General features: G+C 63.0%; 14 protein-coding genes. 13 read left to right on the top strand and 1 reads right to left on the bottom strand.

Annotated features, from left to right (window positions below; all coding sequences use genetic code 11):
- The first annotated feature begins 62 nt into the window (after positions 1-62).
- The 13 genes from CKW13_RS22280 (at position 63) to fdhA (ending at position 16486) form a co-directional block, all read left to right on the top strand.
- Complete coding sequence (locus CKW13_RS22280; protein ID WP_095110937.1) at positions 63-791, top strand: TraX family protein; 729 nt, start codon at positions 63-65, stop codon at positions 789-791.
- Positions 792-924: 133 nt separating this feature from the next.
- A complete protein-coding gene (locus CKW13_RS22275) occupies positions 925-3600 on the top strand; it encodes a type VI secretion system Vgr family protein (RefSeq protein WP_095110936.1) in 2676 nt (891 codons plus the stop codon).
- A gap of 4 nt (positions 3601-3604) precedes the next feature.
- A complete protein-coding gene (locus CKW13_RS22270; protein ID WP_095110935.1) occupies positions 3605-4489 on the top strand; it encodes a DUF4123 domain-containing protein in 885 nt (294 codons plus the stop codon).
- Positions 4486-4953 carry a DUF3304 domain-containing protein gene (locus CKW13_RS22265; RefSeq protein WP_095110934.1) on the top strand — a complete coding sequence of 156 codons (468 nt, stop codon included), beginning with the start codon at positions 4486-4488 and terminating at the stop codon, positions 4951-4953. The genes CKW13_RS22270 and CKW13_RS22265 overlap by 4 nt, the downstream gene beginning before the upstream one ends.
- A 3-nt stretch (positions 4954-4956) precedes the next feature.
- Complete coding sequence (locus tag CKW13_RS22260) at positions 4957-5427, top strand: hypothetical protein (RefSeq protein WP_218192068.1); 471 nt, start codon at positions 4957-4959, stop codon at positions 5425-5427.
- A gap of 161 nt (positions 5428-5588) precedes the next feature.
- Positions 5589-7448, top strand: a complete 1860-nt coding sequence (locus tag CKW13_RS22255) for a phospholipase effector Tle1 domain-containing protein (protein WP_176465161.1) — start codon at positions 5589-5591, stop codon at positions 7446-7448.
- Between the two features lie 205 nt (positions 7449-7653).
- Positions 7654-8907, top strand: coding sequence for a serine hydroxymethyltransferase (gene glyA / locus CKW13_RS22250; RefSeq protein WP_095110932.1), 1254 nt, complete (start codon positions 7654-7656; stop codon positions 8905-8907).
- 22 nt (positions 8908-8929) lie between these two features.
- Entirely contained in the window at positions 8930-10180 is a 1251-nt protein-coding gene (locus CKW13_RS22245; protein WP_095110931.1) for a sarcosine oxidase subunit beta, read from the top strand.
- Between the two features lie 15 nt (positions 10181-10195).
- A complete protein-coding gene (locus CKW13_RS22240) occupies positions 10196-10525 on the top strand; it encodes a sarcosine oxidase subunit delta (protein WP_095110930.1) in 330 nt (109 codons plus the stop codon).
- A complete protein-coding gene (locus CKW13_RS22235; RefSeq protein WP_095110929.1) occupies positions 10522-13539 on the top strand; it encodes a sarcosine oxidase subunit alpha in 3018 nt (1005 codons plus the stop codon). The genes CKW13_RS22240 and CKW13_RS22235 overlap by 4 nt, the downstream gene beginning before the upstream one ends.
- Positions 13540-13616: 77 nt before the next feature.
- Positions 13617-14249, top strand: coding sequence for a sarcosine oxidase subunit gamma (locus CKW13_RS22230; protein ID WP_095110928.1), 633 nt, complete (start codon positions 13617-13619; stop codon positions 14247-14249).
- A 68-nt stretch (positions 14250-14317) separates the two neighbouring features.
- Positions 14318-15175 carry a formyltetrahydrofolate deformylase gene (purU, locus tag CKW13_RS22225; protein WP_095110927.1) on the top strand — a complete coding sequence of 286 codons (858 nt, stop codon included), beginning with the start codon at positions 14318-14320 and terminating at the stop codon, positions 15173-15175.
- 111 nt (positions 15176-15286) lie between these two features.
- The gene (gene fdhA, locus CKW13_RS22220; protein ID WP_095110926.1) at positions 15287-16486 is read left to right on the top strand and encodes a formaldehyde dehydrogenase, glutathione-independent; all 1200 of its coding nucleotides are present in this window, start codon (positions 15287-15289) and stop codon (positions 16484-16486) included.
- Between the two features lie 47 nt (positions 16487-16533).
- Here fdhA and CKW13_RS22215 read toward each other — a convergent pair whose 3' ends face one another.
- Positions 16534-16881: a DUF3757 domain-containing protein gene (locus CKW13_RS22215; RefSeq protein WP_095110925.1), complete on the bottom strand. Its 348-nt coding sequence runs from the start codon at positions 16879-16881 to the stop codon at positions 16534-16536.
- Positions 16882-17078: the final 197 nt, after the last annotated feature.

Below are 17078 nucleotides of genomic sequence, written 5' to 3'. Positions count from 1 at the left end.
AAGATTGGCGGGCGAGCACACGCCCTGTTTATGACGCAAAAATGCAGAGGGCTTGAGGGATTATGCGCGCATCCGAACCATCCACGCGGCGCGACGGCGCGCTGGACCTGCTCAAGTGGTTGGCGCTGTTGAGCATGGTGCTTGACCACCTGCGTTATGTCGGTTGGCAACTGGACATGCTCTACGTGCCGGGGCGCCTGGCGTTCCCCTGGTTTTGCCTGGCGATGGCGGCCAACCTGGCCCGTGCCGGCAGCGCGGCGCCCAAAGGCCAGTGGCGCTACCTGGGCTGGCTGCTGCTGTTCAGCGCCCTGAGCGAAATCCCCTATCGCCTATTCATGGCCAACGCCGACACCCTCAACGTGTTGCCCACCCTGGCGCTGGGCCTGCTGGTGGCCCGCGGCTGGCAATCCCCCGGGCTGCACAGCCGCCTGCTGGGCTTGGGGGCGCTGGTGCTGGCGGCGCTGTTGGGGGAGCACCTGATGTTCGGCCTGTTTGGCGTGCTGCTGCCGTTGGCGACCTTGCTGGTGATCCGACGCCCCGGGTATTGGAGCCTGCTGCCCGGGGCGGTCTGCGTGGCGGCCAATGAGTGGCAAGTGTTGTGGCCGGCCCTGCGCCACGGCAACGACCTCGCCGGCGCGGCCTTGCTGGCGTGCCTGCTTGCACCCTGGCTGGGATTGGCCTTGCTGCGCCATGCCCGCAACGCCTGCCCACCGCCCATGCGGCGCTGGGCCTATGGGCTTTATCCGGCGCACTTTTTGCTGCTGCTAGGGGTGCGCTGGATTGTCACCTGAGCGCTGTGGGAGAGGGCTTGCCCGTGATCGCCGGATCAGGAAGTGGATGTCCGAAAAACAGGAACGTTCCGACATTCTGCCGGGACGTTGAGTCTTTACCCTTCTGCGCTCTTGTTGAGCCGGGGGTAAAGGAATGTCTTCTACCTTGTTGCACGATGATCTGTCCCAGCGGAATCGGTTATTACGCTTGCACACCACGTTGGGTGCGCAGGTGCTGGTCGCCGAACACCTCGACGGCTGGGAGGCACTGGATCAGGGCGGCTTCTGCCTAAGCTTGAGCGCGTTGTCCTGCGATGGCGGCTTGCCGATCGAACAGTGGCTGGGCGCCCCGGTGCTCTTGCAGGTGCAGTGCGCCGATTCACAGGGTGAGCTGCGCTCATTCCACGGCCATCTCAGCCATTGCACCCGAGTCGCCAGCAATGGTGGGCTGGCGCGCTACCAATTGCGTATCGAGCCCTGGCTGGCGCTCTTGCGCTTGCGCCAGGACAGCTACGCCTTTCACGACCTGAACGTGATGGAAATCTGCGAGCAGATCTTTGCGTTCTATCGCCAGGGCGTGGTGCAACCGCATTGGCGCTGGGCACTCGATGACCCGCGCCGTTACCGCAAACGCAGCCTGACCACGCAGTACCAGGAAACCGACCTGGCTTTTGTCCAACGGCTTTTGGCCGAGGAAGGCATTGCCTACCACGTTGAGCACCAGGGCGACGCACAGGCCCCGGGCCTGGGCCGCCATGTGCTGGTGTTGAGCGACAGTAACGCCACGTTGGCGCCTGCTCCGCCCGTGTCAGTGCGTTTTCATCGCAGCGACGTGACCGAGACCCACGACAGCATCCAGCACTGCGCACAAGAAGAACGCTGGATGGTCGGCCAAGTGCGGCGCCAAAGCTGGGATTACCGCAGCCACTCGCGGCTGTCGGCGCAGGCGCAAAGCGATGACGGTATCAAAGGGTGTGTCGATGAGGAGGCGGTCGGCCCCTACGCTTGGGTGGATGCGATGCAGGGAGCACAGCGCACCCGACAACATCTCGATGCGCAGCGCACGGCGCGGTGGCAGGTGCAGGGCCAGGGCACATGGCGCCGATTGGCGGCCGGCTCGCGGATTTGCCTCAGTGGCCATGACAGCGTTCCAGAGGGCGAGCCACTGCTGTGCCTACGGGTTCACCACCAGGCGCGCAACAACCTGGATGCGCAACTGCAAGCGGCGGTACTGGCGGGCCTGGGGCCGGTGGGGGAGCCCGTCGTTGAGCTGTACCGCAACCACTTCACCCTGATCTCGGCCCACCAGGCTTACCGCCCGCAAACCGAGGACGGGCATGGCCGTCGCCTGCATCCCGTGCCCACGGTGCAGGGCGCGCAAAGCGCCATTGTGATCGGCGACGGCGGGCCGCTGCTGACGGACCGTGACCACCGCATCAAAGTGCAATTCCACTGGCAGCGCGGCACACGTTCGGCCAGCTATCTAGCCCATCCCCGGCAAACCGACAACGCCCCGGCGGATGCAAGCGTAGGAACCTGGGTGCGAGTGGCCACCGCGCAGGCGGGGCAAAATTGGGGCAGCGCCTGGCTCCCGCGGGTCGGCCAGGAAGTGCTGGTGGCGTTCCTGGAAGGGAATATCGACCGCCCCGTGGTGATCGGCGCCTTGTATAACGGCCGCGGCCAGGCCAATGCGCCGCACAACCAGGTGGCGGGAGGGGCATCGGGCAGCACCGGCAACGCCCCGGCGTGGTTCCCTGGCAACGGCCATGCCGGTGTGCTCAGCGGCTGGAAAACCCAGGATCTGGCCACCAGCCACACCGGCCTTGGCGGCTATCGCCAGTTGCAATTTGACGACAGCCCCGGGCAAAGCCGCATCCACCTGTACACCAGCGACTATCACAGCGGCCTGACCCTGGGCCATTTGAAACTGACCCAGGACAACCAGCGCCTGGCCGACCGGGGTTATGGCATGGAGCTGCACACCCAGGCCCAGGGCGCGGTGCGCGCCGGCGCAGGATTACTGCTGAGCACCGAACCGGCCGACCAGCAAATGCAGGCCCAAGGCCTGTTCGCCGAATTGGAAAAAGCCCAGGCCCAAGTGCAGCAATTGGCCGCCAGTGCCCATCGGCAAAATGCCGGGTGGCCCACCGATGCGGCACAGCTGCCCGTCGACCAAGCGCTACGCAGCAGCCTGGCAAGCCTGGCGGCAACCTGCGCAGGGCAACCCAGCGCGGCAGGTATCGGCGGCGGTGAAGGGCAAGCCGTCGCCTGGAGCCGACCCATGCTGGCGCTGTACGGCCAGGCCGGGGTGCTGAGCCTGGCCGCCCAAGATCAAATCTGGGCCGCGGGCAGCCATGGCCTGCTCAATGCCGGCGGGCACCTCAACCTTACCGCCCAAGGCCACTGCGGTTTTCTCGCGGAAAACGGCTTGGTCCTGTTTACCCGTGGCGCCGCCGCCGAGCACGGCCCCGTGACCACCCCCGGCATCGCCCTGCACGCGGCCACGGGCGCGGTCAGCCTGCAAGCGCGCAGCGACATGCTCAATGTCGCCGCACAACGGGATTTGCACATGCGCAGTACCCAGGCCAGCGCCCGGGTGCAGGGCCACCGCCAGGTGTTGTTGCACGTGCAGGGCGCAGCCATCCGCCTGAGGGGAGGCAACATTGAAATCACGGCGCCGGGCAGCGTGACGTTCAAGGCACAGCACCATGCGCTGACCGGGCCAGCCCAACGCCCCGCGCCCACGCTGCCCGCCCTCAACCCACCCGTGTGCGTGGAATGCCTGCGCCACCTGGCGCGCTTGCATCGAAACGTCTCGCCCAGAGGATAAAAACATGCCGACCTTACTGGCGCGCTGGCACCTGGCCGCGCAACAAGCCCACGACAACCACCCCACACTGGCCCGCTACCTACTGATCGATGCGGCACAGTTATCTATCAATGCGCTCCCGTGGAAAGACCTGCTCGCGTGCCGGCAAATCGACAACCTGCTCAAAGGCCGGCCCGAAGCCAGCGCACCCGAAATCTGTGGCCTGTTGATGCCGTATGAGCACCATTGGGTGGCGTCGCTGCTGGAGCGCTCCCTGGCCCGCCGCCCTTTCGCCTTTACCCTGTTGGTCAGTGCCTTGCCCCGCGAGCAACTGGCCCGGGGCCTGAGTCGAAAAACCAACGTGGCCCTTTCTAAACACCGTACCGGGTTGCTGCGCTTCTACGACTCAACGTCATTACAGGCGCTGCTCAAGGTCCTTGAGCCTCGGCGCATCAATGCCTTGTTGGGCCACGCCCAGGCGTGGGTTTACGTGCGCCGCGACGGCGTCATCGACACGGCAAACCCATCCATCCCCCTGTTTGGCCGCTCAGCGACGTGGGGCCTGAGCGATCAGGAACTGCTGGCGCTGGAGCGATTGGAATGGGCGGACCGACTGACCGTTGAACTGCAAAACAGCGGACATGTACCGGTAAATGTCGATCCGTTTTTCATCTATGAACACATCACCCAGTTGATCGCGCTATTAAACGATGGCGGCGAACTTGAACTTACAACGCTCTACCGCTGTTGCGCGCTGCTCATCGGATTGCCCTTGTCAGATATTGAACGGGGCGAAATTTCTGCGTTGGTGATGCGTTGTCGCAATAGCGGTGAAGACTTGCTGTCAAGCCTGCGGGCATGGCGTACAGGGAAGCACTTGAGTCGTGTTTTTGATAGGCGCGAAAAATGAAAAAATTACTATTTTTGGGTGGCGTGGCGTTGGTGAGTTTGTTGGTGGGGTATGGCGATATTTTTTCGCCTGCCTCGAAGGAGGTTTGTATTACTGGGTATAACCAGTATGAGCGGCAGTTGCATAAGTTTCGATTGGATGCGGAAAGTAAATCTGGTTGCTGGGGGAATCCCTCTGGAAGAGAAGGGCATGGCACCTATGGCGGCGGCGGGGGATATGTGTGTGGGTGTCGTGTGACGCCAGGGAAGCAAGTGAGTTTGTATTGGGTTTTTGCTCAGAATAAGGCAGAGTATGCCGCTAAGGTTCCGGAAGTTGAACATACAGTGCAGGTCACTATTCCTCAGCCTGAATCTCCTACCTCTCGATATTTCCGAATCTTCTTTATGAAAAATGGAATTCCGCAGTTGCAGTGGGTTGATGATTTGCGTGCCCCAAGAGTCATGCCGCCAACCGAAGGAGAATAAGGGATGAATAAACAACTACTGATGGCAGGCCTATTGGTGACTTCGCTGGCGGGTTGCGGTGATGTTTTTGCGCCTGCCTCGAAGGAGGTTTGTATTACTGGGTATAACCAGTATGAGCGGCCAATTCATGAATTTAGATTGGATGCTACAAATAAGACGGGGTGTTCAGGTAACCCATCTGCGCGTAAGGGGAACTACATGTATGGCGGTGGAGGGGGGCTTTCGTGTGGTTGCCGTGTAACTCCGGGGAAGCAAGTGAGTTTGTACTGGAGTTTTGAGCCGACTCTTGAAGAATTCAGGAACGGTTTTCCATTGGAAGAATATTCTGTCGTGGTAACTGTTCCGCAGCCCGAGTCGTCGACTTCTCGCTATTTCCGAATTTTCTTTATGAAAGATGGAGTTCCTAAATTGCAGTGGGTAGACGATTTACGTGCTCCTAGAATAATGCCTTCGTCCGTGGAGGATCTGAAATGAAGGATGATATTGAACTCGGGTTGGATGATGTTTTCTTTGAAAGAGTTAAGTCAGAGTCTGAGCAGTTGTGCCCTATCTGTCAGCAGGTCTTGTGGCTAAGTTTTTACTTTGATGGGTTTGGTTGTTCAAAAACTACAACGCCGGCTACTAACGTACTCAAGTTGCATAATGCAAGCTATGAATTCGAGGATGAAGGCAAGCGCAAGTTTTACTACCCCGGCCTCGGCGCCGACTTTGACCCTGAAACCCGAGTATTGGCCGCTGCCATCGCCGATAAAGCCGGTGACGCTATTTACGATAAAGCCCCTGAGATGGCCCAAGACAAGGCCCGGGAACGCACGAAGGCCGCCGTGGAAGATGCCTGGGCCCGCAGCCAGGGGATCCGCGATCGTAGCCTGATTCGGCGGGCGATGTGGACGGCGCAAGAGGTCTTGGAGCAAGGCAAGGAGGCGGCCGGCAGGGCGGGGCGCCAGGCCAAGCGCCTGGTGGCCAAACCCCGTAAACAATGGGCGCGTATCGAGCGCAACCTGCGCCGCGAGTGGCAGGACTATTGGGAGGAGGTGACGCGCCACCCCTGGCGCGCCGCCCAGTCGGCGGGGCAAGCCGGGGCCAAGGTTTCGGCAGGGGCTGTGGCCGAGTCCTGGGGCTGGGTGCGTGATGGCTCCCTAGGGGCCGCGCTGTTCAATACCGGCGTGGAGGTGCGCCTCAACGCCGCCCGGCGCGACTTTCAACTGGCGGTGATGAGCGCCCAGCAGCGCCTGCCGATCCATAAGATCAACGTGGCGATTTTCGGCTACGACACGGGCGGTGGCCTGGCCCTGGCCTTTGCCCAACGCCTGCTGGAAGGCCTCATGGAGGGCGGGGCTTACCAGGGCATTCCCGTGCACATCCGGTTCATGGGCTTGTTCGATTGCGTGACCAACCGCTATGACGACAACCTGCTGACAGGGTTTATGCCGCTGAGTAACCAGGTGTCTTCGCAACTGCACCTCTCGCCCCAGGTTGAGCGTTGCGTGCATTACGCTGCCGCCCACGAACTGCGTTTTTACAAACCCCTGAGCATGCTCGGCGCCGACCCCGAGGACTGTCGCGGCCCCCTCCAGGAGCGTTTGTTTCCCGGTGCCCAGGTCGATGTAGGCGGTGGGGCCGATGAGGATGACGAGAACGCTTCGGATAACGTGTCGCGGTACCCGTTGCAGATGATGTATCACCGCGCCTACGCCGCGGGAATTCCGATGCCGAGCCTGGCGGCATTAGAGCGTGAAAGGCCGATTCTGTACCAAACCTTCCTCATCCCCCCCGAAATCACCACCTTCCAGCGCAACTACCGCGCCGCTGTTAAGCAACTGGCGGCCACCACCCGGGAAATCCCCTCGCTGGTGCTTGAGTCGGGCCGGGCCACCGAGCGTTTCAAGCCGCAGATCGTCAACGCGCAGGCCTCGGCGTACCAATGCACGGTGCCGGCAGCGCCCTTGTTCATCAGCCTACTGCCGACAACCATCGAAGAAGAACTCAGCGGCCACACGGTGATCTTCATCCACTGGCTGCGTATGTGGTACGACCAGCACCAGCACAGCGCCGGGCGCAAGACCCGTGGCTGGGGCCTGGGCGTGCCGCTGGACCCCAAAGCCTTTGGCCGCTACCAGAAACTGGCCGACGAGTTGGCCTACATGGACCGCCACGCCCGCTCCGGCCCGCAGTTCGACCCGCCGCAAGCGCGGCGCCAACTCGACGGCGAAGTGGCGCCGGACATCTTCATCAGCGACCCGCAGGCCCAGGCGTTGTTTTGGCTGTGGAACAACCCCGGCAGCCGAATCGCCGAGATCGAAGCGCTGTACCCGCACTTTCTCAGCGACATCCACGACAGCATGGCCGAGTCGGATATCGAGACGGCCTTCGGCGCGTGGGTGCATGCCCGGCACTACATGAACCGCCGGGCGATCCATCGGTTATCCACCGCGCCGGACCCCGGTTTCTTGCAGCGTTTGGAGCTGGCGTATGAGAGGTTTTTCGCCCATTGAGCGCCGCGCCAGTACTGCCGGGGAGTGTTTAGCCGCAATGCGCGAATGGCCGCTGGCCGCCCATGTCGCAAACAAACCCCTGCGTGGCGTCCATGGGCATTTGGCCGGCCTGCGCCAGCCCTACCATCGCATCCAAAGGGCACGGCCTTAAGGGCTTTTGCCTCACCGAGACGAATGGCGCAGCGCCGCCGCTGGGAGAGATGCGATGTTCAGCAAGCAAGACCAGATCCAGGGTTATGACGATGCACTGCTGGCGGCGATGAATGCCGAGGAGCAACGCCAGGAAGACCACATCGAACTCATCGCGTCGGAGAACTACACCAGCAAGCGGGTGATGCAGGCCCAGGGCAGCGGCCTGACCAACAAGTACGCCGAAGGCTACCCGGGTAAGCGCTACTACGGCGGTTGCGAGCACGTGGACAAGGTCGAGGCGCTGGCCATCGAGCGCGCCAAGCAGCTGTTTGGCGCCGATTACGCCAACGTCCAGCCCCACTCCGGGTCCTCGGCCAACAGCGCCGTGTACCTGGCCTTGATCCAGCCCGGCGACACGATTTTGGGCATGAGCCTGGCCCACGGCGGGCACCTGACCCACGGCGCCAAGGTGTCGTCTTCGGGCAAGCTGTATAACGCCGTGCAGTACGGCATCGACACCCGCACCGGGCTGATCGACTACGACGAAGTCGAGCGCTTGGCGGTGGAATGCCAGCCGAAGATGATCGTTGCCGGCTTCTCGGCCTATTCCAAGACCCTGGATTTCCCGCGCTTTCGCCAGATCGCCGATAAGGTCGGCGCGCTGCTGTTCGTCGATATGGCCCACGTCGCCGGGTTGGTCGCCGCCGGCCTGTACCCGAACCCGCTGCCCTACGCCGACGTGGTCACCACCACCACCCACAAGACCCTGCGCGGCCCCCGTGGCGGCTTGATCCTGGCCAAGGCCAACGAAGCGATCGAGAAAAAACTCAACGCCGCGGTGTTCCCCGGTGCCCAGGGCGGCCCACTGATGCACGTCATCGCCGGTAAAGCGGTGTGCTTCAAGGAGGCCCTGGAGCCTGGCTTCAAGGTTTACCAGCAGCAGGTGATCGACAACGCCCAGGCCATGGCCGGCGTGTTTATCAAACGCGGCTACGATGTAGTGTCCGGCGGCACCGACAACCATTTGTTCCTGGTCAGCCTGATCCGCCAGGGCCTGACCGGCAAGGACGCGGACGCGGCCCTGGGCCGGGCGCACATCACGGTGAACAAGAACGCGGTGCCCAACGACCCGCAGTCGCCGTTCGTCACCTCGGGCCTGCGCATCGGCACCCCGGCGGTGACCACGCGCGGCTTCAAGGTCAGCCAGTGCGTGGAACTGGCCGGCTGGATCTGCGACATCCTCGACAACCTCGGCGATGCCGATGTCGAGGCCAATGTGGCGCGCCATGTCGCGGCCCTGTGCGCGGACTTCCCGGTTTATCGCTGAGCGCGGTTTTGGAGTAACGACTATGCAACGCTATTCGGGCTTCGGCCTCTTCAAGCACTCCTTAAGCCACCACGAAAACTGGCAGCGCATGTGGCGCACGCCCACCCCGAAAAAAGTCTATGACGTGGTCATCGTCGGCGGCGGCGGGCATGGCCTGGCCACGGCCTATTACCTGGCCAAGGAGCACGGCATCACCAACGTGGCCGTGGTCGAGAAAGGCTGGCTGGGCGGCGGCAACACGGCGCGCAACACCACCATCGTGCGCTCCAACTACCTGTGGGACGAGTCGGCGCACCTCTACGAACACGCGATGAAGCTCTGGGAAGGCCTGTCCCAGGACCTCAACTACAACGTGATGTTCTCCCAGCGTGGCGTCTACAACCTGTGCCACACCCTGCAGGACATCCGCGACTCCGAGCGCCGGGTCAGCGCCAACCGCCTTAACGGCGTTGACGGCGAATTGCTCAACGCCCAGCAAGTGGCCGACGAAATCCCGTACCTGGATTGCTCGAAAAGCACCCGCTACCCCGTGCTGGGCGCCACCGTGCAACGGCGCGGCGGCGTGGCCCGCCACGATGCCGTGGCCTGGGGCTTTGCCCGGGCGGCGGATGCCCTGGGCGTGGACCTGATCCAGCAGACCGAAGTCATCGGTTTTCGTAAGGAAAACGGCGTGTGCATCGGCGTCGAAACCAACAAGGGTTTTATCGGTGCCAAGCGTGTGGGTGTGGTCACGGCCGGTAACTCCGGGCACATGGCCGGCCTTGCCGGGTTCCGCCTGCCGATCGAATCCCATCCGCTGCAAGCGCTGGTTTCGGAGCCGATCAAACCGATCATCGACAGCGTGATTATGTCCAACGCGGTGCACGGCTATATCAGCCAGTCCGACAAGGGCGACCTGGTGATCGGCGCCGGCATCGACGGCTACAACGGCTACGGCCAGCGTGGCTCGTACCCGGTGATCGAGCACACCATCCAGGCCATCGTCGAGATGTTCCCGGTGCTTTCGCGGGTACGCATGAACCGCCAATGGGGCGGCATCGTCGATACCACGCCGGACGCCTGCCCGATCATCTCCAAGACCCCGGTGCCGAACATGTTCTTCAACTGCGGCTGGGGTACGGGCGGCTTCAAGGCCACGCCGGGCTCGGGCAACGTCTTCGCGGCCAGCCTGGCCAAGGGCGAAATGCACCCCTTGGCGGCACCTTTTTCCATCGACCGGTTCCACAACGGTGCGTTGATCGACGAACACGGCGCTGCGGCCGTCGCCCACTAACAGGAGAAATTCCCTATGTTGCATATCTTCTGTCCTCATTGCGGCGAGCTGCGCTCGGAAGAGGAATTCCACGCCTCCGGCCAGGCCCACATCCCGCGCCCGCTGGACCCTAACGCCTGCACCGATGAGCAGTGGGGCGACTACATGTTCTTTCGCGACAACCCCCGTGGCCTGCATCACGAGTTGTGGATTCACGCTGCCGGTTGCCGCCAGTATTTCAACGCCACCCGCGACACCCTCACCTACGAAATTCTTGAAACCTACAAGATCGGCACCCGGCCGCAATTCACGGCCAGCGCAGGCGACACCAAAGCGGCCGCGCCGGCCTTGGGAGAGAAGGTATGAGCCAGATCAATCGCCTGGCCAACGGTGGCCGGATCGACCGCACCAAAGCCTTGACCTTCACGTTCAACGGCCAGAGCTACAAGGGCTTTGAGGGCGACTCCCTGGCCGCGGCCCTGTTGGCCAACGGCGTGGACATCATTGGGCGCAGCTTCAAGTATTCGCGCCCGCGCGGCATCTTCGCTGCCGGTGCCGAGGAGCCCAATGCGGTGCTGCAGATCGGCGCCACCGAAGCGACGCAGATCCCCAACGTGCGCGCCACCCAGCAGGCGCTGTATCAAGGGTTGGTCGCCACCAGCACCAACGGCTGGCCAAGCGTGAACAACGACGTGATGGGCATTCTTGGCAAGGTCGGCGGCAAGCTGATGCCGCCGGGTTTCTACTACAAAACCTTCATGTACCCGCAGTCGTTCTGGATGACCTACGAGAAGTACATCCGCAAAGCTGCGGGCCTGGGCCGCTCGCCCACCGAGAACGACCCGGACACCTACGACTACATGAACCAGCACTGCGACGTGCTGATCGTCGGCGCCGGCCCCGCCGGGCTGGCCGCCGCCCTGGCCGCCGCGCGCAGTGGTGCGCGGGTAATCCTCGCCGATGAGCAGGAAGAGTTCGGCGGTAGCCTGCTGGATTCACGCGAGAGCCTGGACGGCAAACCGGCCATGGATTGGGTGGCCAGCGTCATCGCCGAATTGAAAGTGCTGCCCGACGTGCTGCTGTTGCCGCGCGCCACGGTCAACGGCTACCACGACCACAACTTCCTGACCATTCATGAACGCCTCACCGACCACCTCGGCGACCGTGCGCCCATCGGCCAGGTGCGCCAGCGCATCCACCGTGTGCGGGCCAAGCGCGTGGTGCTGGCCACCGGTGCCTGCGAGCGGCCGCTGGTGTACGGCAACAACGATGTGCCAGGCAATATGCTCGCCGGCGCGGTGTCTACCTACGTGCGCCGTTACGGTGTGGCGCCGGGTAAAAAACTCTTGCTCTCGACCAACAACGACCACGCCTACCGCGTGGCCCTGGACTGGTTCGACGCAGGCCTGGCCGTGGTGGCCGTGGCCGATGCCCGCCACAACCCACGCGGTGCGTTGGTGGAAGAGGCGCGGGCCAAAGGCATCCGCATCCTCACCGGCAGTGCAGTGATCGAGGCCCGTGGCAGCAAGCACGTGACGGGTGCCCGGGTCGCCGCCATCGACGTGCGTGCCCACACCGTCACCAGCCCCGGCGAATGGCTGGACTGCGACCTGGTGGCCAGCTCCGGCGGCTACAGCCCAGTGGTCCACCTCGCCTCGCACCTGGGCGGCAAACCGACCTGGCGCGAAGACATCCTGGGCTTTGTGCCGGGCAATGCCCCGCAAAAACGCGTGTGCGTCGGCGGTATCAACGGCGTGTATGGCCTGGGGGATTCCCTGGCCGACGGTTTCGAGGGCGGCGTGCGTGCTGCCAGCGAAGCGGGTTTCGGCGCGGTGCAAGGGGTGTTACCCAAGGCCCTGAGCCGCCTCGAAGAGCCAACCCTGGCGCTGTTCCAAGTGCCCCACGAAAAAACCACGGCGCGGGCGCCCAAGCAATTCGTCGACCTGCAAAACGACGTCACCGCCGCTGCTATCGAACTGGCCACCCGTGAAGGCTTCGAGTCGGTGGAGCACGTCAAGCGCTACACCGCCCTGGGGTTCGGCACCGACCAAGGCAAGCTGGGCAACGTCAATGGCCTGGCCATCGCCGCCCGCTCGCTGAACGTGACCATCCCCCAGATGGGCACCACCATGTTCCGCCCCAACTACACGCCGGTGACCTTCGGCGCCGTGGCGGGCCGCCATTGCGGGCATATTTTCGAGCCGGTGCGCTACACCGCGCTGCACGCCTGGCACGTGAAGAACGGCGCCGAGTTCGAGGACGTCGGCCAATGGAAACGCCCTTGGTACTTCCCACGCAATGGCGAAGACCTGCACGCGGCGGTCAAGCGCGAATGCCTGGCGGTGCGCGACAGCGTGGGCCTGCTCGACGCCTCCACCCTGGGCAAGATCGACATCCAGGGCCCCGACGCCCGTGAGTTTCTCAACCGCATCTACTCCAACGCCTGGACCAAACTCGACGTGGGCAAGGCCCGCTACGGCTTGATGTGCAAGGAAGACGGCATGGTCTTCGACGACGGCGTGACGGCATGCCTGGCCGACAACCACTTCCTGATGACCACCACCACCGGCGGCGCGGCCCGCGTGTTGCAGTGGCTGGAGATCTACCAACAAACCGAATGGCCGGATCTGAAGGTGTACTTCACCTCGGTCACCGACCACTGGGCGACCATGACCCTGTCGGGCCCCAACAGCCGCAAGCTGCTCAGCGAAGTCACCGACATCGACCTGGACAAGGACGGCTTCCCGTTCATGACCTGGAAAGAAGGCCTGGTGGGCGGCGTACCGGCGCGGGTGTTCCGCATCTCGTTCACCGGCGAGCTGTCCTACGAGGTCAACGTGCAGGCCGACTACGCCATGGGCGTACTGGAAAAAATCGTCGAGGCCGGCAAACCGTACAACCTGACCCCCTACGGCACCGAGACCATGCACGTGCTGCGGGCCGAGAAGGGTTTCATCATCGTCGGCCAGGACACCGACGGCTCCATGACCCCCGACGACCTGAACATGGGCTGGTGCGTGGGCCGCACCAAGCCGTTCTCGTGGATCGGCTGGCGCGGAATGAACCGCGAGGACTGCGTGCGTGACGAGCGCAAGCAACTGGTGGGCCTCAAGCCCATCGACCCGAAGGTGTGGCTGCCGGAAGGCGCGCAACTGGTGCTCGACCCCAAGCAGACGATCCCGATGAAGATGGTCGGCCACGTCACCTCCAGTTATGCCCACAACTCCCTCGGCTATTCGTTTGCGATGGCGGTGGTCAAGGGCGGCTTGAAGCGCCTCGGTGAGCGGGTGTTCTCGCCCCAGGCGGACGGCAGCGTGATCGAGGCCGAGATCGTTTCCTCAGTGTTCTTCGACCCTAAAGGCGATCGCCAGAACATCTGACGGACCCACGCGCCTGCATCGGGGGCTTGCCCCCGGTGAGGCCAGAACAGCCACCACAGAATTCGCACAGGTGCTTTATGACCGCAGCCAACGTTTACCAACAACGCCCCACTACGGGGGCCAGAGCCGAATCTTCGCTGCATCACGCCGACCTCGCCAGCCTGGCCGGCAAGGGCCGCAAAAGCGCCGGCGTAACCGTGCGCGAACGCAAACTCCTGGGCCACCTCACGATCCGGGGCGACGGCCACGACCCGGCCTTCGCCGCCGGCGTGCACAAGGCTTTGGGTATCGAACTGCCCGGCGCGCTGGCTGTGATCGTCAAGGGCGAGACCAGCCTGCAATGGCTCGGCCCGGACGAGTGGCTGCTGGTGCTGCCGGGCGGTGAAGAATTCGCTGCCGAACAGAAACTACGCGAAGCGTTGGGCGAGCTGCATATCCAGATCGTTAACGTCAGCGGCGGCCAGCAGATCCTCGAACTCAGCGGCCCGAACGTGCGCCAGGTGCTGATGAAATCCACCAGCTACGACGTGCACCCCAACAACTTCCCGGTGGGCAAGGCCGTGGGCACGGTGTTCGCCAAATCCCAACTGGTGATCCGCCATACCGCGCCCGACACCTGGGAACTGCTGATCCGCCGTAGCTTCTCGGATTACTGGTGGTTGTGGTTGCAGGACGCCGCGGCCGAGTATGGCCTGAACGTGCAGGCCTGATATGACACTGCCCCGGGTAGCAAGCCCGCTTGCTACCCGGGCCCGTCACCCAGAGGAGTCACCGAGCAATGAGCCGCGCCCCCGACACATGGATTTTGACCGCCGACTGCCCCAGCGTGCTGGGTACGGTGGATGCGGTGACCCGTTTTCTGTTCGAGCAAGGCTGTTACGTCACCGAACACCATTCCTTCGATGACCGGCTCTCGGGGCGGTTTTTCATTCGCGTGGAGTTCCGCCAGCCCGAAGGTTTTGACGAACTCGCCTTTCGTGCCGGCCTGGCCGAGCGGGGCATTGCCTTTGGCATGGTCTTCGAGCTGACCCCGCCGCACCACCGGCCCAAGGTGGTCATCATGGTGTCCAAGGCCGACCACTGCCTCAACGACCTGCTCTACCGCCAGCGCATCGGCCAGTTGGCGATGGAGGTGGTGGCGGTGGTGTCCAACCACCCGGACCTCAAGCCCCTGGCCGACTGGCACCAGATCCCCTATTACCACTTTCCCCTGGACCCCAACGACAAACCGTCCCAGGAGCGCCAGGTGCTGCAGATCATCGAGGAGGCGGGCGCCGAATTGGTGATCCTTGCGCGCTACATGCAAGTGCTGTCGCCGGAGTTGTGCCGGCGCCTGGACGGCAAGGCGATCAATATCCACCACTCCCTGCTGCCCGGTTTCAAGGGCGCCAAGCCCTACCACCAGGCCTACAACAAAGGCGTGAAACTGGTGGGCGCTACGGCGCACTACATCAACAACGACCTGGACGAAGGCCCGATCATCGCCCAGGGCGTGGAAGTGGTGGACCACAGCCACTACCCCGAAGACCTGATCGCCAAGGGCCGCGACATCGAAGGCCAGACCCTAGCCCGGGCGGTGGGTTATCACATTGAGCGCAGGGTCTTTTTGAATGCCAACAGAACGGTGGTGCTTTGAGTGGCGAGCGGCAAGTAAGGGCAGTACACCGCACACCACTTGCAGCTTGTAGCTTGCCGCTCAAATCGCTTCCTGCTTTTTCATAACAACAAATGAGTAAAGGTGACTGACATGTCTGACAATCGTGGTGTCGTATATCTCGGCAACGGTAAGGTCGAAGTGCAGAAAATCGACTATCCGAAAATGCAGGATCCCCGTGGCCGCAAGATTGAACACGGCGTCATCCTGCGCGTGGTCTCCACCAATATATGTGGCTCCGACCAGCACATGGTGCGTGGCCGCACCACGGCCCAGACCGGTTTGGTGCTAGGGCACGAAATCACCGGTGAGGTGATCGAGAAAGGCAGCGACGTCGAGAACCTGAAGCTCGGCGACCTGGTGTCGGTGCCGTTCAACGTGGCATGCGGCCGCTGCCGTTCCTGCAAGGAGCAGCACACCGGCGTGTGCCTGACCGTCAACCCGGCCCGCGCCGGTGGCGCCTACGGTTATGTGGACATGGGCGACTGGACCGGCGGGCAGGCCGAATATGTGCTGGTGCCGTACGCCGATTTCAACCTGTTGAAGCTCCCGGACCGCGACAAGGCCATGGAGAAAATCCGCGACCTGACCTGCCTCTCCGACATCCTCCCCACTGGCTACCACGGTGCGGTCACCGCAGGCGTCGGCCCGGGCAGCACGGTGTACATCGCCGGGGCCGGCCCGGTGGGCCTGGCGGCGGCCGCATCGGCGCGCCTGCTGGGGGCGGCGGTGGTGATAATTGGTGACGTCAACTCCATCCGCCTCGCTCACGCCAAGGGCCAGGGTTTTGAGGTGGTCGACCTGTCCAAGGACACGCCGCTGCACGAACAGATCGCCGCGCTGCTGGGCGAGCCTGAGGTGGATTGTGCAGTGGATTGCGTCGGTTTCGAGGCCCGCGGCCACGGCCATGACGGCGTGAAACACGAAGCCCCGGCCACGGTGCTCAACTCCCTGATGGGCGTGGTGCGGGTGGCGGGCAAGATCGGTATCCCCGGCCTGTATGTCACCGAAGACCCGGGCGCGGTGGACGCCGCGGCGAAAATGGGCAGCCTGAGCATCCGCTTCGGCCTGGGCTGGGCCAAGTCCCATAGCTTCCACACCGGCCAGACCCCGGTGATGAAGTACAACCGCCAACTGATGCAAGCCATCATGTGGGATCGCATCAAGATCGCCGATATTGTCGGTGTGGAAGTCATCAGCCTCGACGACGCCCCCCGTGGCTACGGCGAGTTCGATGCCGGCGTGCCGAAGAAGTTTGTGATCGACCCGCACAAGCTGTTTAGCGCGGCCTAAACCCTTTGGCGGAAGTAGCAAGTGGGCGAGCCCGCTTGCTACGACACCTACTGGCGCACCATCTTCAAATAAGGCTTAGAAACGAACTCGCCTTCGGTCACAGCGGTGCCGCCATAGGAGCAGATGACCTTTGCGCCTTGAGTCTCTACCGACTCGGCTTTGAGCGCGTACTTCGCGTCCAGGAAGTCGTCGTCGGTGGCCATGGTTTCTCCCGTCCACTCTTTCCCATCGACTCCTTTGGCCGTGTAGGTGAAGCCGGCGAGGTTTCCTTCTTTGCCATTCCCTTCTGACGTGATCTCAGACACCTTCGGGCAGATGGATAAATCCTCTTCGGCATAGACATTACCCATCAATGCCATCGTGGCCAGGACGGCTGCAATCAATTGCGTGTGCATGGGGCTGTACTCCTTTATGTGGTTGGAGTGCTCATGGTGGGCAATTTTGCCTAGTGGAGTAACTGTCAGATATGACAGGTATCTAGACTGTTTTCGACTAGCGCCCAAAGGCGGTTAGATCGTTTTCCAGTCGCCGCATTCAAGGCTCCAATGTTCGCCAGGCTGTGGAACAATGCCCCCCGTTTGCCGGTCTTATC

The sequence above is a fragment of the Pseudomonas sp. Irchel 3E20 genome, from assembly GCF_900187645.1.
Taxonomy (GTDB): domain Bacteria; phylum Pseudomonadota; class Gammaproteobacteria; order Pseudomonadales; family Pseudomonadaceae; genus Aquipseudomonas.
Note: the sequence above shows the minus strand (reverse complement) of the source record. Positions and strands in the feature narration are given on the sequence as shown.